Source organism: Brachyspira alvinipulli ATCC 51933, assembly GCF_000518245.1.
GTDB lineage: Bacteria > Spirochaetota > Brachyspiria > Brachyspirales > Brachyspiraceae > Brachyspira > Brachyspira alvinipulli.
Genome location: NZ_KI912405.1, coordinates 50,729 through 71,663 on the forward strand (window position 1 = coordinate 50,729; position 20,935 = coordinate 71,663).

Here is a 20,935-nt window from a genome sequence, read left to right on the forward strand (position 1 = left end):
ACAATAAATAATTATTTAGTTTTTTTGGCAGATTTTTTGCCTTTCTTTTTAATGATTTTATTTTCGTATACATATTTCTCTAGCTCATACTGATCATCGAAAATAACATCATACCATTCTTCATATCTCTCACATTTAGGAGGGCTATGTTTAGAACATATATCATTTCTATTTTCATAATTTTTGCATAAATATGTTTTCTTATCCAAGTATCTGCATTCGCTTCTTATCATGTGATACCAAGTATTTTCATGTATAAAAATAAAAGAATGTCTAAAATGAAGATACCACTTTAATGTATTTAATTCATTTTCATTTTTAGGAGGAGATATTTCCATAACTAAATCATGACAGCACAAAGAATTACAGTCTGCACATAATTTTTCACTTACCTTTTCCTGTCTGTTTTTTAATAAACTATCTGATGGAATGACTTTCAAAATAAGACCGCCTTATAATAATATTAATAACATTATAATAGTAATTAATTAAAATTCAATACATTAATTATTAAAATAATTTTCCATAAAATTAATAAGTTTTTTCTGAGAATCTATATAGTTTTTAATATTATCTTCGGTTAGGCATTTAAGCATTACTATATCTAAATTTTCACATTCTTTTAAAATAGGTTCTGCAAATGTCATTCCTTTTTTAGTGAAACTTATTAATCTATTTCTTTTATCCTTAGGATTAACTTTTTTCTTTATATAACCTTTTTTCTCAAAGTTGTCTAATATAGAACATACTGTTTGTTTGGGAATAGATAGTTTTTCTGTAATTGTGCTTTGTACGCATTCTTTATTGTCATATATTATCTTTAATGTAAATAAAGCCAAATCAGTAATACCATATTGTTTAGCCCATAAATAATAAAACCTATTAGAAGTATACCAACAATCATATATAACTTCCATATATTTTTTTATATCTTCACTTTTCATTAAAATACCTGCTTTTTAGTATTTATTATTTTAATTATATTAAACAATAAATTTAAAATAAAACAAGTATAAAAACATAATAAATAAGGCTGCCATTAAGAATAAATGACAGCCTAAAATTATAGAATTATTTTATTTATTAATATACTCCGTTATAAGCATCTAAATAAATTTCTCTTAATTCTTTAATAAGAGGATAAACAGGATTAGCACCTGTACATTGATCATTAAATGCTTGTTCTACTATATCATCAAGTTTAGCCATAAAGTCTTTTTCAGCTACTCCGTATTCTTTTATGGATAGAGGTATATCCAAATCTTTTTTAAGTCCGTTTATAGCCTTAATTAAATTAGCTACTTTTTCTGTTTCATTTTTACCGCCAAGCTCAAGCAAGTCAGCAATAGCAGCATATCTTTGTCTAGCATGAGGATATTTATACTGAGGGAATAAACCTTGTTTAGTAGGCTTTTCATTAGAGTTATATTTTACAACCTGACATATTAAAAGAGCATTAGCAAAACCATGAGGTATATTGAAAGCCGCACCCAATTTATGAGCCATAGAGTGACAAATACCAAGGAAGGCATTTGCAAAAGCCATACCAGCTAAAGAAGCAGCATAATGCATTTGTTCTCTTGCTTCAGGATTTTCAGCACCTTCTTTGTATGAAGAAGGCAAATATTTAAATATTAATTTAATAGCTTTTTCTGCATTGCTGTTAGAAAACTCAGTAGCACATATAGAAGCATAAGCCTCAAGAGCATGAGTTAAAGAGTCAATACCGCTTGCAGCACATAAACTCTTAGGCATGCTCATAACCAAATTAGCATCCAATATTGCCATGTTAGGTGTAAGAGCATAATCAGTAATAGGATATTTAATATGTGTAGCATCATCAGTTATAACGGCAAAAGGAGTAGTTTCAGAACCTGTACCTGAAGTAGTAGGTATTGCAACAAATTCAGCTTTTTTTCCTAACTCTCCTGCATCACATATTCTTTTTCTTATATCCATAAATACCATAGCTATATCTTCAAATTTTACTTGAGGATTTTCATATAATAACCAAGCTATTTTTCCAGCATCTATAGGAGAACCTCCTCCCAAAGCAATAATCAAATCCGGCTCAAAAGCATTGGCAACTTTTAATATATCCATTACAGTACTTATAGTAGGATCCGGTTTAACATCAGAGAATACAGTATATCTTACTCCTATATCATCCAATACCTTAGTAACATTATCAGTGATACCTAGTTTATAAAGAGGTCCGTCTGTTATAATTAAAGCTCTTTTTTTCTCAGCATATTCTCTTAAAGCAACATCTAAAGAACCTCTCTTCAAATATATTTTTCTTGGTACTCTATACCATAACATATTTTCTCTCCTTGAAGCTACAGATTTAATGTTTAAAAGATGTTTAACGCCAACATTTTCACTAGTAGAGTTATTACCCCAGCTTCCGCATCCTAATGTTAAGGAAGGCTCTAATCTAAAGTTATAAACATCTCCTATAGCTCCCTGAGAAGAAGGCATATTGATAAGTATTCTTCCTGTAGGCATTTTCTCATAGAATTTTTCTATTCTCTCTTTTTGATTATCTTCATCTGTGTATAATACAGAAGTATGACCTAATCCTCCGAATACTATCAAACTATGTGCTTTATTTAAAGCATCTTCATAATTATCAGCTTTATACATTCCAAGAACAGGAGATAATTTTTCATAAGAGAATGCTTCATCTTTACTTATACTGCTAGCTTCTCCTATAAGTATTTTAGTTCCCTCAGGAACAGTAATACCAGCCATTTTTGCTATAACATGAGCAGGCTGTCCTACTATTTTAGCATTTAAAGCACCATCTATAATTATTACCTTACTAAGTTTAGCTTTTTCTTCTTTGTTGAGTAAGTAAGCTCCTCTATAAATGAACTCTTTTTTTACTTCCTCATAAACACTTTTTACAACAACTACAGTTTGCTCACTAGCACATATCATACCATTATCAAAAGTTTTACTCATAATAACAGAGTTTACAGCCATTTTAATATCAGCTGTTTCATCTATAATAGCAGGGGTATTACCAGCACCTACACCTAAAGCAGGTTTTCCGCTTGAATAAGCAGCTTTAACCATACCAGGACCACCTGTAGCTAAAATCAAATCAATTTTTGGATGGTTCATTAAAGCAGCTGATAATTCAACTGTAGGCTCTTCAATACATCCTATAAGTCCGTCAGGAGCTCCATGTTCTACTGCTACTTTATTTATTATTTTACATACTTCTGCTGTACATTTTTTTGCTCTTGGGTGAGGAGAAAATACTATAGCATTTCTTGTTTTTAATGTTATCAATGCTTTAAAAGCTGCTGTTGATGTTGGATTTGTAGTAGGAACAACACCTGCTATAACCCCAATAGGTTCAGCAACTTTTTTTATCCCCATAGCCATATCTTCGCTTATAATTCCGCAAGTTTTTGTATTTTTATATTTATTATAAATATATTCTGAAGCAAAGTGATTTTTTATAACTTTATCTTCAACTACTCCCATACCTGTTTCTTCGCATGCCATTTTTGCTAAAGGTATTCTTCTACTATTAATAGCAATAGCACATGCTTTAAATATAGCATCTACTTGTTCTTGAGTGAAAGAGGCATATATTTCCTGTGCTTTTTTTGCTTTCATTATCAATTCATCAAGCAAAGGATTTTCTATTTTTGGTTTATTATCTTTACTCATTTTTACTCCCTTATCAATTTGTGATAAAAATATGATATATTGTACTACTAATTATATATAATGTCAATACATATTATCTTATTTGTATACATACTTCAATATATAGAAAATAATTTATATATTATTATGTAATTATCAAATTAATTATAATAATTTTTTGATAAAATGATAGCATTAAAATTAATCATATTATATAATTAATGAATAAATAATTTTTTTAAAATAATAAACGGAGATAATTAATTATGACTTTCTCAGATTTAATTATGAATTTAAACAAATTCTGGAGTGAAAATAATTGTATAATACAGCAAGGATATGACTTAGAAGTAGGAGCAGGGACTTTTAACCCAGCAACTGCATTAAGAGTATTAGGACCAGAACCTTTTAATGTAGCTTATGTAGAACCTTCAAGAAGACCAACAGACGGAAGATACGGAGAAAACCCTAACAGACTTCAGCATTATTATCAATATCAAGTTATAATGAAACCATCTCCGGAAAATTTTCAGGATCTATACATACAAAGTTTAGAAGCATTAGGCATAAGTTTCAAAGACCATGATATACGTTTCGTACATGATGACTGGGAATCACCTACTCTAGGAGCTTGGGGATTAGGATGGGAAGTTTGGCTTGATGGTATGGAAATTACTCAGTTTACATATTTCCAAGCCGTAGGAGGCGTAAACTTAAAGCCTATAGCAGGAGAGATTACTTATGGACTTGAAAGAATATGTATGTATCTTCAGAATGTTGATAATGTATATGATTTAGAATGGGGACATGGAATAAAATATGGAGATGTACATTTACAAAGTGAAAGAGAATTTTCTAAATATAATTTTGAAATAGCTGATACAGATATGTATTTCAGACATTTTAAGGAATATGAAGAAGAATGCGACAGATGTTTGGCTAACGGATGTGTTCTTCCTGCTTATGATATGGTTATGAAAAGTTCGCATGTATTCAATATGCTTGATGCTAGAAATGCTATAAGTGTTACTGAACGTGCTGGATATATAGCAAGAGTTAGAGAGCTTATGAAAAAAGTTTCTGCTGCTTATATAGAATCAAGAGAAAAAATGGGATATCCATTAATAAAAAATAAATAATATTTAAACACTAAAAATAAAAAAGGCTGGTATATGATAATATATATCAGCCTTTTATTTTTATATATAACTTTTTATTTCTTCCAAAAATTTTTTGAAAGTATTATTTATACTATCTTCCCAAGTATTATGAGTAAATATTATATGAGCTGTTTCTCTGTATAAAGTATCTCTTTGTTTTGAAAGTTCTAATAATTTGTTTTTATCTTTAGCAAGAAGAGGTCTTTCTCTAGGATCTATATTCTCAAGTATAATATTAGGGCTTCTATCTATAAAAATTGTTAATCCTTTTTCCTTCATAATTTTTCTGTTTTTTTCTGCTAATACTATACCGCCTCCCGTTGATATTACAACATTATTTAAATTACTAAGCTCTTCTAAAACATTGCTTTCAACATTTCTAAAATAAGATTCTCCGCTGTCAGCAAAAATATTCGTTATAGTTTTATTTTCTTTTTTTTCTATAAATGAATCCATATCATATAAAGTATAATTTAAATGTTCAGCAAGCATTTTAGATAATACACTTTTACCGCATCCCGGCAATCCTATTATAAATATAGTGCTATAATTATTATTCATCATACTGCCCCAATATTACTAAATTCTCAACGCTTCTTTCAAAATCCATTAACTCCTCATTATACTTATCAAAATCACCAGTCATATCAATATAAAAATAATACTGCCACTTTCTATCACTATGAGGACGGCTTACTATAGAAGTTAAATTAAAACACTTTAACTTATCAAGAGAATTGGCTAAACTTCCATTCTCATGCGGAAGTAAAAACTTTATGGTCATTTTGTTTCCAGTTTTTAATGAATTGTCATAATTAGCAACTATTATAAAACGAGTTGTATTTCCTTTTATGTTTTCAATATTTTCTTTTAACATTTCCAAATCATAAATTTTGCATGCATTTTTATTTGAAATAGAAGCAATAGTTTTATCATTTTCATTTGCAACTATATATGCAGCCTCAGCTGTGTTTGATGCTGCAGCCTCTTCAAAATTATTTTCTTTTATAAAATTTGAACATTGCTTTAAAGCCTGATGATGAGATATAACTTTTTTAATATCCTTTATACTGCTTCCTTTCTTCGCCATAAGTCCGTATTCTATAGGAAGATAAATTTCTCCTACAATTTTACAATTATAGTCAGCTAGTATATCTAAAACTTCATTAACCATACCTGTAGAAGAATTTTCTAAAGGAAGAACTCCGTAATAACTTTCACCGCTTCTTATACTTTCCAATACCTCATCAAAATATGCTTTTTTTATAAACTTCGCATTATCTCCGAAAAATTTACAAGCAGCTTCATGTCCGTTTCCACCCTCGCGTCCCTGATAAACAACAGTTTCATCATACTTTATTTTATTTTTATTATCACTCTCTGTTTTTGCTTCATCAATTAAATGTTTCTGCAGCTGCTTTGATGTATACATTATATCATTATACATAGTTGTAATTAAAGATGATAATTCTTTATTCTCAAGTAATTCTATCTTACTTGCAATAACCTCTTTTTCTCTTTTAGGATCAAATATAGGAATATTGTTTTTTTTCTTAGTTTCTCCAACCATCAAGCTAATTTTCATTCTTTCATCTATTAAATTTATTATTTGCTTATCTATTCTGTCAATTTCATTTCTTAGTTTAATTAACTCTTCATTCATAAAAAATTTCCTTACAAACTTTAATATGTAGATTATACAAAAATGAATACAAATTGTAAAGACTTTTATTAATTCTATATATTTTATAAAACATATATTACATTTATATTATTTTTTATATATTTTCTGATTGATTATGATTGTTTTTGATTGAATTTGATTGATTTTTGTGTTTTTTTTTATATAATTATTAATATAAAGACTAAATAAAGGCTGAATCAAATGCTTAAAGTAAGCAGATACGAATTAATATTAGAACTCATAAAAGATAAAAAAAATATTAAGCTTGAAGAATTAATTGAAAAACTTAATGTATCTGAGGCAACCATAAGAAGAGATTTAACATTCCTTGAAGAAGCAGGAAAAATAAGAAGAGTTCATGGAGGAGCAATACTAATTGATTATGAGGAAGAAAGTTTAATATATAAAAAAGAAATTCATTCTGAAGAAAAAGAGAAAATAGCAAAGTTTGCATCTTCTTTTGTTGAAAAAGGCAATATTATATATTTAGATGCAGGAACTACTGTGTTTGCAATGATTAAATACTTAGCTGGTATAGAAAATATAAAAGTTATAACAAATGGACTTACTCATGTAGAAGAACTTTATAATAAAAAAATAGAAACATATTTAATAGGCGGAAAAATAAAAATGCTTACAGGTGCTTTGGTTGGGGCAAGTGCTGCTTTATCAATTAAAAGTTTTAATTTTGATTTAGCATTCATGGGAGCAAATGGTATCGACATTAACGGATATTCTACCCCAGATCCTGAAGAAGCATTAATAAAAAATGAGGTTTCTCTAAAAGCTAATAAAACTTATTTTTTATGCGATGAATCTAAATTCAATAAAAAAAATTTAATAAATTTTTGTAATTTGGAAGACACATATTTAATAACTAATTCCAAAGAAGTAAATGATAATATAAAAAATAAATTAAAAGGATTATATATTATTTAATTAATAAAATAGGGAGATTATTTATGGTATATACTTTAACATTAAATCCTGCTGTTGATTATTATATAGATATGAATAACTTTGAAGAGGGAGAATTAAATAAAGTTAATAATGCCTATACATTAGCCGGAGGTAAAGGCATAAATGTTTCAAAAGTTCTTAAGAATTTCAATGTTGATTCTATAGCTTTAGGATTTTGCGGAGGTTTTACAGGAGATTATATAAAAAAGCATCTTAAAGAATATGGTATCAAAGAAAATTTTATATATTTGGAAGAAGATACAAGAATCAATATAAAATTAAAAACAAATAAAACAGAAAGCGAAATAGCAGGAAAATCCCCTAATATTTCAAAAGAAAACATTATTGAGTTATTATTCTTTATTAAAGATAATATAAAAGATAATGACATACTGATATTATCTGGAAGCGTTCCTAATTCTATTGAAAGCAATATATATGGAAATATTATATTAAATATAAATAAAAATATAAAAGTAATATTAGATGCTAGAGACGAAGCATTCAAATTCGGATTAAAGGAAAAAGTATTTCTTACAAAACCTAATAAAAAAGAATTAAGTGAATACTTTAATAAAAATATAGAATCAACAGAAGATATTATAAAGTATGCTAGAGAACTAATAAAAGAAGGAAGCGAAAATGTAATAGTATCATTGGGTAAAGAAGGCTCTGTTCTTGTAACAAAAGATGAAGCATATATAGGAAATGCCCCTGAAGGAAAATTGATAAGTTCTGTAGGTGCTGGAGATTCTATGGTAGCAGGTATAGTTTACGGCATAAGCAATAATTTAAATATAATTGATTCTTATAAATATGCTATAGCAAGCGGAAGCTCTACTGCATGCTCTGAAGGGTTAACTACATTTGAAAATATGAATAAATTTCTAGAAAAAGTAGAAATAAAAAAAATTAATTAATGTTATAAATAAATGGAGGCTAACAATGCTAAAAGACGTTATAACTTTAGATTGTATAAATATTGATTTAAAGGGACAAACAAAATCAGAAATTATAGATGAAATGGTTGATATTCTCTATAATAACGGTAAATTAAATGACAGAGAAGAGTATAAAAAAGAAATTCTTAAAAGAGAAGCCCAAAGTTCAACAGGTATGGAAGAAGGAATAGCTATACCTCATGGAAAAACTAAGGCGGTAAAAATTCCTACTGTAGCAATAGGAATTTCAAAAAAAGGTGTTGATTATGAATCTTTAGACGGTGAGCCTTCTCATTTATTTTTTATGATAGCAGCTCCGGAAAACTCTAACGATTCTCATATTGAATTATTATCAAAAATAACTACTTTACTTCTTGAAGATGATATAAGAGAAGCACTTTTAAATGCTAAAAGCAAAGAAGAAGTATTAGATATATTAATGAAAAATGCTGAAAAAGATAATGAAGATTCATCTCTAAATCAGGAAAATAATTCTGACAGCACATATCAAGTATTAGCTGTAACAGCTTGTCCTACTGGAATAGCACATACCTATATGGCAGCAGATGCATTACTAAAAAAAGGTAAAGAATTAGGTATTACTGTTAAAGTAGAAACTAATGGTTCAAGCGGTGTAAAAAATGAACTTACAAAAGAAGAGATAAAAAATGCAAAAGGTATAATAGTAGCTGCTGATAAAAATGTTGCTATGGAAAGGTTTGCAGGAAAGAATGTTGATATAGTAGGTGTAAAGGAAGCTATAAAAAATCCGGAACAGTTAATAAAAAATGCTGTAAATCAAACTGCACCAATATATCAGTCAAGTAATGAAGGTTCTTCTTCAAATAATAGATTTGCCAAAAAACCTAAAACCGGTGTATATAAGCATTTGATGTCAGGAGTATCAAATATGCTTCCTTTCGTTGTAGGAGGAGGTATACTTATAGCTTTTTCATTTATGTTTGGAATTAATGCGAGCAATCCTAATGATCCTTCTTACAATTATTTTGCGAAGCTTTTAAATGACATAGGCGGCGGCAATGCTTTCTTCTTAATGGTGCCTGTAATGGCTGCATTTATAGGTATGAGTATTGCCGACAGACCTGGATTTGCTCCTGCAATGGTTGGAGGTTTAATATCTTTAAATAGCGGCGGCGGTTTCTTGGGTGGTTTAATAGGAGGATTTTTAGGCGGATATATAACACTTTTACTAAAAAAATATTCAGCAAATTACCTGACAGTTTGGAAGGAATAAAGCCTGTTTTATTGTATCCATTATTTGGTATATTCTTTACAGGTGCTATTATGTATCTATTTATAGTAGACCCTATAGCAGCAATCAATTCAGGACTTTCAGTATTTTTAAAAAGTTTAGGAACTGGAAACTTAATACTTCTTGGTGCTATATTAGGAGCTATGATGTCAACTGATATGGGAGGACCTATAAACAAGGCAGCTTTCACATTTGGAATAGCAATGATAGCTTCAGGAGACTATGCCCCTCATGCTGCTGTAATGGCAGGAGGTATGGTTCCACCTTTGGGAATAGCATTGGCTACTACAATATTCAGAAATAAATTCACAGCTGATGAAAAAGATGCAGGAAAAACATGCTATATTATGGGATTATCATTTATTACTGAGGGTGCTATACCATTTGCCGCATCTGACCCTATTAGAGTATTACCTTCATGTATAATAGGTGCTGCAATTTCAGGTGCTTTATCTATGGCTTTCCATATAGAACTTAGAGCCCCTCATGGAGGATTATTTGTACTTCCTATAGTTAATAACCCAGTATTATATTTACTTGCTATAGTTATAGGATCTGTTATTACTGCTGTAATACTTGGATTTATAAAGAAACCGGTAAATAACTAACATATATTCTTCAAAAAAAGGCTAGAGTTTATATAAAACTCTAGCCTCAATTTTTTAACAATTAAACTATTCTAAATAACATTTATGAAATCTATGGAAACCAAGAGAATCATAATAAACATCTTTAAGTTTTGGAGATACAAGCAATGGTTCTGTATAATAATATATAGGTATTATAGCTTCTTCTTTCATAAGCATTTCTTCAGCCTTATGCATAGTTTCCATTCTAAACTTTTGATCTCCGGAAAGCATAACTTCATTAATCATATCATCATAAGCCTTATTACTATAAACACTATAATTGTTTGGAGAATAGCTTATACATAAAGTCATAAAATTAACAGGATCATCAAAGTCTCCATTCCATCCACCGCGTGCCATAGTGATATTTCTATCATATCTAGTCTGTAAAAATACAGCCCATTCTTCCTGTGTTAAAGTTACATCAATACCAAGATTCTCCTTCCACATTTGCTGAACAGCCTCAAATATTTTTACATGTATTCCAGGATCAGCTTTAAATTCCATAACAGGAAAACCTTCTCCATTAGGATATCCAGCTTCAGCCATCAATTTTTTAGCTTCTTCCACATTTTTAGCATATCCTTCTTTACTTACATCAATATATTCTCCAGCATTTTCTCTAAAATCGCCTTCATAATCTGATATACCGTAAGGAACTAATGCACCAGCTGGTTTTTCTCCTCCCATAGTTACCTGCTCTACTATATAATTTCTATCAATAGCAAGAGATAATGCTCTTCTTACTCTAACATCTTTTAATATATCATTAGTTAAATTTAAACAATAATAATATGATGATATTCTAGGCTTAATAACTATAAGTCCATCTTCCTGCAATGCTTTTATATCCTGTCTAGGAAAAGATCTAGCAAAATGCAAATTGCCTCCTTTAACTCCTGCCACAGAACCAGTTTCATTTTCCATTAATACAAATGTAAGTTTATCTGGAACTATATTTTCTATATTCCAGTAATTAGTATTCTTTATCATAACAAGACTTTCATCTCTGTTTCTCTCTACAAGTTTGAAAGCACCATTTCCAATATAAGTATCTGCTTTTAATGTCCATTTGTCTCCGTACTTATCTATAATATCTTTTCTTAAAGGATAGAAAGTAGGAAAACTTAAAAGCTCCAAAAAGTAGGCTGTAGGAGCTTCTAATGTAACTTCTAAAGTATAATCATCAATGGCTTTTATACCTAAACTTTCTTTAGGCATCTCACCTGCTGTTATTGCCTTAGCATTTTTTACAGGTTCATGCTGATATCCATATTGACTTCCAGTAGCAGGATCAACAACTCTTTGCCAAGAATATACAAAATCATTAGCTGTAACAGGTTTGCCGTCTGTCCATTTAGCATTAGTTCTTAATTTAAATGTATAAGTAAGACCGTCTTCGCTAATTTCCCAGCTCTCTGCAACTGCAGGTGATAATTTACCGTTAAAATCTTTTTCTACCAAACCTTCAAATGTATGTGTTAAATAAAATACTGCATCAGAAGTAACATTAATACTTGGATCAATAGTATTAGGTTCAGGACCTGTGTTTATAAATATAGATATGCCGTCATTTGATGAAGCAGTCTTTGATGAAGAACATGCGGATATGAACGACATAATAATAATTAAAATAAATGTTATACTTATCCTATTCATAGTATATCTCCTAAATAATATTTATTGAATTAAAGTAGATTTTTTTATTATTCTAAATATGCCTTAGAAAAACTATGTTTACCCATAGAATCGTATTGAACACCTTTTAATTTTGGAGATACCAGCAAAGGTTCATTATAAAAATAAATGGGTATTATAGCCATATCTTTTATTAATAATTCTTCTGCCTTATGCATACTAAGCATTCTATGAGAAGGATCGGTAATTAAAGTGGCACTTCTTATTAAATCATCATATCTATTATTACTGTAAACACTATTATTATTTGCCGAATAACTCAAAAATAGAGATAAAAAATTAATAGGATCGTCAAAATCACCATTCCATCCGCCGCTTGCTATTTCTATATTTTTATCGAATCTTTGGGTTACTAAATCTGACCATTCTAATTCTTCTAAAACAACATCAATACCAAGATGTTCTTTCCACATTTTCTGTATGGCTTTAAATATATATTTATGTACGCCATGAGTAGTTTTAAAAGTTAAAGTAGGAAATCCTGAACCATTAGGATAACCTGCAAGCATCATAAGTCTTTTTGCTTCTTTAAAATTATCATCATAACTTCCCTTAGTCAAATCTATATAATCACCGCCATTCTCTCTAAAATCTCCGAAAAATCCTGATACTCCATAAGGAACTAAAGCTCCTGCAGGTCTCTCACCGCCTTTTGTGATATTTTCAACTATATAATTTCTATCTATAACTAACGATAAAGCCTTTCTGACATTAATATCAGATAAAACACTATTAGTTATATTGAGAAAATAGAAGTAGCTTGCTACTCTTGGCACATTATGTATATATCCGGATTTATTTAAAGTTGTTATATCCTCTCTTGGAAAATTTCTAGAAAAATGAAGCTCATTATTTAATACAGCATTAGCAGAATAATTATTGTTATTGGTTAATATAAATTCCAATTTTATTGGATACACTTCAGCCTTATTCCAATAAAATTCATTTCTCTCCATAACAATAGATTTATTAAACTCTCTTTTTGTAACTTTAAAAGGACCATTGCCAACAAAAGTTTCTGGAGATTTTGTCCAATTACTTCCGTATAAATCTATTATATCTTCTCTTAATGGATAAAAAGTAGGGTATGCTAAAATTTCTAAAAAATATGTTAAAGGCAATTCTAATATTATTTCTAAAGTATAGTCATCAATAGCCTCAACTCCTAAATATTTTGTTTCTATTTCACCACTATTAATAGCTTTAGCATTCTTAATAATATTATATTGATAAGCATATTTACTTTTTATTTTAGGATCAAATAATCTTCTGAAAGAATAAACAAAATCTTTAGCTATAACAGGATTACCATCACTCCAATAAGCATCATTTCTAAGATGAAAAGTATATACAAGTCCATCACTGCTTATATTCCAACTTTTAGCAACAGCAGGTATTATCTTACCATCCTTATCTTTATTTACTAAACCTTCAAATATATGAGTTAAATATATTAATGTATCGGATGTTACATTAACACTTGGATCTATTGTATGAGGCTCTGAACCTATATTAATTACCAATTCTTGATCTTTATTGACCTGTTTATAGGGTACAGCCTCTTCTATTTTAGAACATGAAATAGACAATAAAAATACAGCTAATAAAAAACAATGTTTTAACATACAGCATTCCAATAAATATTACATGATATATTTGAGTATATATTCTATATAAATTAATGTCAAATAGTATTTTACTCTCTTAATTTAAAATAAGATATTATTTTCTTTAATTCTTTAACTTCATCTGATAAAAATTTAGATGATTCAGTAGCCTTATCAATAAATTGAGAATCTGTAGCATTATTAACATCTTTACTAGAATCGTTAATCATATCAACATATTCATGTATTTTGTCAGAATTATTTGAAACTGTATTAACCTTGCCTTTTACAACAGTAATTATATCGTTTAAATATTTTACTGTACTGTTAATTCCTCTGCTCATATCTCCAATTTCATCATTTAATTTAAGATAATCTTCAGAAACATTCCAAGATATATCTCCATCTTTTATCTTAACAAGACTGTCATTCAAAACATTCACAACTGATACTACTTTTTTATTTATAATGGAAGGTACAATAATTACTATAAGTATAATTGTTGCTGATACTATAATCCACATCATTATTATTATTTTATAATTACTTAAAAATTCTGCTTTAGCAGATACAGCCAATTCTATTCCCCAATACACATCATCAAACATATGTATAGGTTTGAAAAGATAAAAATATTTACTTGAGCTTTTTTTATTATATGATTCCTTCAATATAGTTTTATTAGAGCATATAGTTTCTAATAAGTCGCTATCTATATATAATATATCAGATGAATTAGTAATATTTTCTCCTATACGATATCTATCTGTAGTACAATAAACAATATTACCTTTCTCATTAAAAAGTGAAATTGTGAATCCATTTGTATCTTCATAAAATGTAATATTATCTAAAGATAGATTTAAAGAAGATACAGCAATTATTTTATCATCCTTATCAAATATTGGTATTGAGTATGTATACATAGGTACATATTTTCCGCGTACAGGATAATAATTTAATGATGTAATATGAGGCTTTCTACTTTTTATAGTGGTATTCCAATAACTATATTTTAAATCTGATGTTTTTATATTTATTCTAGAGACATTATTATCCTTATCTTTCAGTAAATATATGCCTAATCTTCCATCTATATTTTGATATAAAGGATTATTAATATACATACTGTCACTATCAATAGCATTCGTAGAAAATATTAAATATACAGATGTTGCATTAGTACTCATTTCATTTGCAAATTTTGTCATTAAATCTTCATATATTTCTCTATCTCTAACATTATAATCATATAAATTTTCTACAGAATATTTTATATTATTAAGATAGTTTAATTCTACATCAATTATACTTTCTATTTCAAAAACTTCTTTATCAGCCATTTGAGATATAGCAAATAATGATATTTGTTTTGTTATATTATATATATAAATTGTATTTATAATACCAAATATTAATATTATCGTTATTACAGGTATCATAATAAATAAACTTATTTTGATATTTAAGCTTACTTTATCATTCATAAAAACTCTCTCAATTTTTAATTTAAAAAATCATAAGTTTTGAATACAACATTAATAATTTAATCTCTTAATTTGAAATATCCAATCACCTCTATTAATTCGCTTGCTTCATTAAGAAGAGATTGTGAAGAAGCGGTTGCCTCTTCAACCAAAGCAGCATTTTTTTGAACAGAAGAATCCATATTTCCTATAGCTAAATCAACTTGTTCTATACCTTTCTGCTGTTCCTGAGATGCTATATTGATTCTATCCATCATATTTGAAGCACTATCCATTTTCTGAGAAATATCTATAAACATTTCTTTAGAAGATTTTACACTTTCAGCAGCTAAATTAGTTTTTTCATTACTGTCTATTATAAGTGCTGTAATATTTTTTACAGATTCTTGAGTATTCTGAGCAAGATTTCTTACCTCACTTGCAACAACAGCAAAACCCCTTCCCTGCTCCCCTGCTCTTGCTGCCTCTACAGAAGCATTCAAAGCAAGTATATTAGTTTGAAAAGCAATGTTTTCTATAAGTTTAGTAATATCCATTATCTTAGCACTTGCCTCATAAACATCATTCATTTTATTAACGCTCTCTTCTACTATTATACCGGCTTTATTCAATGATTCTTTAGCATCAGATACAATAGATGCACTTTCATATACACTTTCGGCTGATTCTTTTATAGCACTAGCCATTTCATTCATAGAAGCAGCTGTTTCCTCCAAACTGGATGCCTGAGCTTCTGTTCTTTGAGATAAATCATTATTACCGGCTAAAACTTGATTTGCAGCAGTAGAAACTTGTTCAGCCGAATTTTTTACTGTTTTTACAACTTTATTAAAACTATTTAATATATTATCCAAACTTGTAGCTATATCTCCCCACTCATCATTCATATTTAAAAATTTATCTGATATGTGAAATGATATATCTCCGCTTGAAATCTTAGACATATCCTTAGATAAAGATGTTATCACACTTACAACTCTAGTTCTAATTATAAAAGGAACCATTATAGATGCTACGATAATTATTATTAAAGAAATAATAATCATAACATTTCTTAACATATCACTGTCTTTAAATATATCTTTACTTGCTGCCATTATTTCAAGTATCCAATACTGACCTTGTACAATTTCTAAAGGAATGAAATAATAAGTGGCATCCCCTTTATAATAAGATGTATAATCTTCAAATGAAGTTGATTTACCACTTGACAAGATTTCATATACATTATGAGTTTTATATTTAGGATACATATCATACATATTTCTTCCTAAATCTTTATCATCTACTAAATCATATAATAAATTACCTTTATGATCAAACAAAAGCCCCTCTGAAGTTTCAAATGGATTTATAGATTCCATAGTACTTTTTAATGTTTCTACATTTATGTCGGCAGTTATAACACCTATAGGTTTGTTTTTATACATTATAGGTATAGCCCAAGTATACATTTTTACTATATCATTATCGCCTACATTAAATTCATATATTCCAGATAAATATTCTTTAGCTTTTCTCATAGGCTCTACATAATAATCAGAACTTATATCTTCTTTTGATAAAGCTCTTTCATTTATTTTATTATCAGATGATCTAGATACATAATATGTCTGTTGTCCGTCTGTTAAAGGATAATCATTTATAAAATTAATATCATTTCCCAAAGCATTAGTTTCAAAAGCTATCATAACTCCAATTACAGTTTCAGGCAATATATCAAAAAAATTTCTAGTAACATTTTCATAAGCTTTTCTATCCACAACACCTGAATTATACATATTTTCTAATGTATATTTAAGCCCTGTTATTTGATAGAGATCGTCTTTTACAACAGCAGTTAATTTATTTCCCTCTCCTTTTCCTACTTCTTCTAAAATTTTATAAGATAATTTACTGCTAATCTTTTGCACATAAATAATATTAACTATATTAGATATAGCAATCATTATTAATATTGGTATTAATATTACCAAACTAATTTTTACTTGAAGACTTACTTTCTTAAACATTTTATAACCTCAATTATTTTATATATTTAATAATTTAATATCAAGCATAAACCTTACAAATATTAACCTTTAATTTTTCATTTAAAACAATTAAAATTAACCAGAACAATTATATACAATTAAATATATATTTCAATAATAATTATTTTATTTTAAATAAAATAATTATAATATTTATCAATATTTTAATTTAAAATATTCTATAGACTTAACTAAGTTATTAGCCTCGCTCAATAATGATTCTGATGAAGATGCAGCTTCAGATACTAATGCTGCATTCTTTTGAACAGAAGAATCCATATTGCTTATGGCTATATTGACTTGATTGATCCCTTTTTCCTGTTCTTTAGCTGCAATATTAATTCTATCCATTATAGAAGAAGCTTTATCCATTTTTTCAAATATTTCATTGAAAATATTTTTTGATTCCTGAACACTTGCTGCTGCCAATTTGATTTTATCATTACTATCTGTAATTAATGAGGTAATATTTTTTACAGACTCCTGAGTATTCTGAGCTAAATTTCTTACCTCACTTGCAACAACAGCAAAACCTCTTCCCTGATCTCCTGCCCTTGCTGCCTCTACAGAAGCATTCAAAGCAAGTATATTAGTTTGAAAAGCAATATTCTCTATAAGTTTAGTAATATCCATTATTTTAGAACTAGATTCATAAACATCATTCATTTTATTTACACTGTCTTCTATTATTAATCCTGCTTTGTTCAAAGACTCTTTAGCATTTGATACCATGGAAGTACTTTCATATACACTCTCAGCAGACTCTTTTATAGCACTAGCCATTTCATTCATAGAAGCAGCTGTTTCCTCTAAACTGGAAGCCTCTGTTTCTGTCCTTTGAGATAAATCATTATTACCTATCAAAACATCATTTGCAGCGTTTGATACTCTATCTGCAGAATTTTTTACAATTGATACTACATTATTTAAATTATCTAATGTTGCATCTAAATTTTTAGCTATATCTCCCCATTCATCATTTCTTTTCTCAAAGTTTTTAGGTATTTCTATGCTCAAATCGCCAGTAGACATAGCAATAATATCTTTAGCCAAAAGTGTTATAACATTAGATACTTTCATTTTTATTACAATAGGAGTAATAACCACAGAAACAATTAATATAAAAATTAATATTAATATCATAGTATTTCTAATATATGTTGTTTCAGCTTGTATAACTCTGCTTGGGGTAAGAATTTCTATTCCCCAATTATGCCCTTCAAGCATTTGTATAGGAGAAATTACATAAGTTCCAACCTCATTAAGTACAGTTGTGTAATGCTCAAAATTTAAAGATTGTCCTTGTTTTACTTTTTCTAATATTTGAAAATCTTTATACCAACTGTAAACATCATAAGCATATTTTCCAACACCATCTTGCTTGCCTGCATTATATATTAAATTACCACCGCTATCAAAAAGAATAACTTTACTTTCTGCATATGGTTTTATTTTTTCTATAGATTTACTTATACTTTGCGGTGTTACATCAGCTATAACAATACCTATATTTTTTCCTGTCTTATCATAAACAGGCACAGACCAAGTATATATTTCAGTTTGTTTACCACCTACATTATATGGATATATTGGTGTTATATAAGGTTTTAATGTATTTTTGGCAACTGTAAAATAATCAGAATTTAAATCTGATGCTAAAAGTTTCTGCCTAATTGCAGAGCCATTATTTTTTATAAAGTATACCCCAAACTGTCCGCCAATATCATTATAAAAATCATCATTAATATAATTAGCATCATTGTCCAATAAATTCTTATTCAATAAAAATCCCATAGCAATAATGTTTGCCTCATCTTTTGACAAATGATTTTCTACTACATCCAAATATGATTTTCTATCTCTAATACCTATATCATATAAGCTTTCTATTGAAGAAGCAACTTCATTTAGATAGTTATATTCTATTTTTAATATATTTTGACCTCTATAAGATTCTGCTTCTACAGATTTCTTTAGATAATCTAATGATTTTTTTCTATTGGCATTATTAACTAATATAATATTAACAATACTTGAAACTATAATCATAGCAAAAAATATACTTAAAATAATTAAACTAATTTTAAATTGTAACCCTACTTTTTTAAACATAGCCAAAACTCCTGAAAAACATGTAAAAAAATATCATATAATAATTAAAGTCAATATATTTCATATTAAAATTAAATATCATTAATTAATTAATTTTCTAAAATATATAGTAAACAAAGTAACAGTTGTACAAACTGCTAAAAAATCAGCTATAGGTTCTGCTAATAATACAGCCATAACTTTATTTTCAAGAAAAATCGGAAGTATAAATATAAGAGGTATCAATAATATAATTTTTCTCAAAATTGCCAAAAATGAAGAAATTTTAGCATTCCCCAAAGCTATAAATGTTTGCTGACATGCAGTTTGTGCCCCAAATATTAATGAACTAGCCATATATATTCTTAAAGCCCATATACTATAATCTATAAGTTCTTGATTGCTTGTAAATATTCTCACAAAAAGATATGGAAAAAACTCGGATATAATCCACATTAGTGTAGAAAAAGATATACAACTTATCAATAATATTTTAAAAGCACTCTTGACCCTATCAATATTACTAGCTCCATAATTATAACTAATAATAGGCTGTGCTCCTTGAGTAAGTCCCATTATAGGAAGAAAAGAAAACTGCATAATACTGCTTAAAATAGTCATAGCACCTACTGCTAAATCTCCTCCGTATTTTAAAAGAGATGTATTAAATGATACAAATAAGACACTCTCTGTAAACTGCATTATGAAAGGTGAAAATCCTAAAGCTAAACATGGCAATATTACATTAGCAGATATTTTTAAATTACTTACTTTTAATTTCAATACAGTCCTTTTTGAAGTCATAAAGGACAATATCCACACACAAGATATAGCCTGAGATATAATAGTTGCAAGTGCTGCACCTCTAACATCCATATCAAAAACAAATATAAATATAGGATCTAGTATTATATTTGTTAAAGCTCCAATTAAAACAGTAAACATACTAGTTTTTGCTTTACCCTGTGCAGTTATAAATGCATTAAGCCCCAATGCTAATTGAACAAATATTGTACCTATTGAATATATCCTTAAATATCTTAAAGCATAAATAATTGTATTTTCACTAGCTCCAAAAAGCATTAATATAGGCTCAGCAAATATTACCAATAATATTGTTATAATAATAGATATTATAATTAAAGTTAAAGTACAGTTTCCAAGAATTTCTTCTGCTTTATCATAATGCTGTTTACCCATCATAATAGAAGCACAAGGAGAGCCACCCATACTTACAAGATATGCAAATGATGATACAGCAATAATAATAGGCATTGTAACTCCTATTCCCGTTAAAGCCGATGCTCCTATATCAGGAATATGACCTATATACATTCTATCCACTACATTGTACAAAACATTTATTATCTGTGCTATTATAGCCGGCAATGATAATTGAAATAATAATCGAAAAACTGGTTTGTTTGCAAGCTCATTTGCTTTGCTGTCCATTAATACTGATTCATTACTCATACTTAACCCATAAATAATTAAAAAATATAGTTTTAATATGATAAACTTATTTATATTTTAGTCAAATTAAATAAATAATATAATTTTTATAAAAAAGCATCAAAAATTGTAATATGTCTGCATTAAAGTAAAATCACAGCAAATGATAATACATAAAAAAATAATTCAAAATATAATATTGCTAATTTTTTATTTTATAACAAATATTAATAATAGAAACTTGTACATACGAA

At 28.2% G+C, this 20,935-nt stretch carries 14 protein-coding genes and 1 pseudogene; 4 read left to right on the forward strand and 11 right to left on the reverse strand.

Features of this window, described 5'->3' with window-relative positions; all coding sequences use genetic code 11:
• Positions 1–11: 11 nt before the first annotated feature.
• The 3 genes from T324_RS0112235 to adhE form a co-directional block, all read right to left on the reverse strand.
• Positions 12–440: a YkgJ family cysteine cluster protein gene (locus tag T324_RS0112235; protein ID WP_028330515.1), complete on the reverse strand. Its 429-nt coding sequence runs from the start codon at positions 438–440 to the stop codon at positions 12–14.
• 63 nt (positions 441–503) lie between these two features.
• Positions 504–944, reverse strand: a complete 441-nt coding sequence (locus tag T324_RS0112240; protein ID WP_028330516.1) for a MarR family transcriptional regulator — start codon at positions 942–944, stop codon at positions 504–506.
• 139 nt (positions 945–1,083) lie between these two features.
• Positions 1,084–3,687 (reverse strand): bifunctional acetaldehyde-CoA/alcohol dehydrogenase, encoded by a 2,604-nt coding sequence (gene adhE, locus T324_RS0112245; RefSeq protein WP_028330517.1) that lies wholly within the window; start codon positions 3,685–3,687, stop codon positions 1,084–1,086.
• Between the two features lie 245 nt (positions 3,688–3,932).
• Between adhE and T324_RS0112250 the strand changes: the two genes are divergently transcribed.
• Entirely contained in the window at positions 3,933–4,805 is an 873-nt protein-coding gene (locus T324_RS0112250) for a glycine--tRNA ligase subunit alpha (protein WP_028330518.1), read from the forward strand.
• A 60-nt stretch (positions 4,806–4,865) separates the two neighbouring features.
• Here the strand turns inward: T324_RS0112250 and T324_RS0112255 are convergent, their stop codons facing one another.
• Both T324_RS0112255 and T324_RS0112260 read right to left on the reverse strand, forming a co-directional pair.
• Complete coding sequence (locus T324_RS0112255) at positions 4,866–5,387, reverse strand: shikimate kinase (RefSeq protein ID WP_028330519.1); 522 nt, start codon at positions 5,385–5,387, stop codon at positions 4,866–4,868.
• Positions 5,380–6,489, reverse strand: coding sequence for a chorismate mutase (locus T324_RS0112260; protein WP_028330520.1), 1,110 nt, complete (start codon positions 6,487–6,489; stop codon positions 5,380–5,382). The genes T324_RS0112255 and T324_RS0112260 overlap by 8 nt, the downstream gene beginning before the upstream one ends.
• A gap of 222 nt (positions 6,490–6,711) precedes the next feature.
• Between T324_RS0112260 and T324_RS0112265 the strand changes: the two genes are divergently transcribed.
• The 3 genes and pseudogenes from T324_RS0112265 (at position 6,712) to T324_RS17350 (ending at position 10,292) form a co-directional block, all read left to right on the forward strand.
• Positions 6,712–7,449 (forward strand): DeoR/GlpR family DNA-binding transcription regulator, encoded by a 738-nt coding sequence (locus T324_RS0112265; RefSeq protein ID WP_028330521.1) that lies wholly within the window; start codon positions 6,712–6,714, stop codon positions 7,447–7,449.
• A gap of 23 nt (positions 7,450–7,472) precedes the next feature.
• Complete coding sequence (gene pfkB, locus T324_RS0112270; RefSeq protein ID WP_028330522.1) at positions 7,473–8,390, forward strand: 1-phosphofructokinase; 918 nt, start codon at positions 7,473–7,475, stop codon at positions 8,388–8,390.
• A 25-nt stretch (positions 8,391–8,415) separates the two neighbouring features.
• A pseudogene (locus T324_RS17350) lies at positions 8,416–10,292 on the forward strand (PTS fructose transporter subunit IIABC).
• 66 nt (positions 10,293–10,358) lie between these two features.
• Here T324_RS17350 and T324_RS0112280 read toward each other — a convergent pair.
• The 6 genes from T324_RS0112280 to T324_RS0112305 form a co-directional block, all read right to left on the reverse strand.
• Positions 10,359–11,972 (reverse strand): peptide ABC transporter substrate-binding protein, encoded by a 1,614-nt coding sequence (locus T324_RS0112280; protein WP_028330523.1) that lies wholly within the window; start codon positions 11,970–11,972, stop codon positions 10,359–10,361.
• Positions 11,973–12,019: 47 nt separating this feature from the next.
• Positions 12,020–13,636 carry a peptide ABC transporter substrate-binding protein gene (locus T324_RS0112285; RefSeq protein WP_028330524.1) on the reverse strand — a complete coding sequence of 539 codons (1,617 nt, stop codon included), beginning with the start codon at positions 13,634–13,636 and terminating at the stop codon, positions 12,020–12,022.
• A gap of 71 nt (positions 13,637–13,707) precedes the next feature.
• Positions 13,708–15,105: a methyl-accepting chemotaxis protein gene (locus T324_RS0112290; protein WP_028330525.1), complete on the reverse strand. Its 1,398-nt coding sequence runs from the start codon at positions 15,103–15,105 to the stop codon at positions 13,708–13,710.
• Between the two features lie 59 nt (positions 15,106–15,164).
• Positions 15,165–17,117, reverse strand: a complete 1,953-nt coding sequence (locus tag T324_RS0112295) for a methyl-accepting chemotaxis protein (protein WP_028330526.1) — start codon at positions 17,115–17,117, stop codon at positions 15,165–15,167.
• A 177-nt stretch (positions 17,118–17,294) separates the two neighbouring features.
• On the reverse strand, positions 17,295–19,250 hold the full coding sequence (locus tag T324_RS0112300; protein WP_028330527.1) for a methyl-accepting chemotaxis protein: 1,956 nt from the start codon (positions 19,248–19,250) through the stop codon (positions 17,295–17,297).
• 81 nt (positions 19,251–19,331) lie between these two features.
• Positions 19,332–20,702 carry an MATE family efflux transporter gene (locus tag T324_RS0112305; RefSeq protein WP_028330528.1) on the reverse strand — a complete coding sequence of 457 codons (1,371 nt, stop codon included), beginning with the start codon at positions 20,700–20,702 and terminating at the stop codon, positions 19,332–19,334.
• Between the last annotated feature and the right edge of the window lie 233 nt (positions 20,703–20,935).

Bases quoted from the DNA above. Each gene is read 5' to 3' on its own strand.
- T324_RS0112240 (WP_028330516.1), bottom strand. From the start codon at position 944: ATGAAAAGTGAAGATATAAAAAAATATATGGAAGTTATATATGATTGT.
- adhE (WP_028330517.1), bottom strand. From the start codon at position 3,687: ATGAGTAAAGATAATAAACCAAAAATAGAAAATCCTTTGCTTGATGAA.
- T324_RS0112250 (WP_028330518.1), top strand. From the start codon at position 3,933: ATGACTTTCTCAGATTTAATTATGAATTTAAACAAATTCTGGAGTGAA.
- T324_RS0112255 (WP_028330519.1), bottom strand. From the start codon at position 5,387: ATGAATAATAATTATAGCACTATATTTATAATAGGATTGCCGGGATGC.
- T324_RS0112260 (WP_028330520.1), bottom strand. From the start codon at position 6,489: ATGAATGAAGAGTTAATTAAACTAAGAAATGAAATTGACAGAATAGAT.
- T324_RS0112265 (WP_028330521.1), top strand. From the start codon at position 6,712: ATGCTTAAAGTAAGCAGATACGAATTAATATTAGAACTCATAAAAGAT.
- pfkB (WP_028330522.1), top strand. From the start codon at position 7,473: ATGGTATATACTTTAACATTAAATCCTGCTGTTGATTATTATATAGAT.
- T324_RS0112280 (WP_028330523.1), bottom strand. From the start codon at position 11,972: ATGAATAGGATAAGTATAACATTTATTTTAATTATTATTATGTCGTTC.
- T324_RS0112285 (WP_028330524.1), bottom strand. From the start codon at position 13,636: ATGTTAAAACATTGTTTTTTATTAGCTGTATTTTTATTGTCTATTTCA.
- T324_RS0112290 (WP_028330525.1), bottom strand. From the start codon at position 15,105: ATGAATGATAAAGTAAGCTTAAATATCAAAATAAGTTTATTTATTATG.
- T324_RS0112295 (WP_028330526.1), bottom strand. From the start codon at position 17,117: ATGTTTAAGAAAGTAAGTCTTCAAGTAAAAATTAGTTTGGTAATATTA.
- T324_RS0112300 (WP_028330527.1), bottom strand. From the start codon at position 19,250: ATGTTTAAAAAAGTAGGGTTACAATTTAAAATTAGTTTAATTATTTTA.
- T324_RS0112305 (WP_028330528.1), bottom strand. From the start codon at position 20,702: ATGAGTAATGAATCAGTATTAATGGACAGCAAAGCAAATGAGCTTGCA.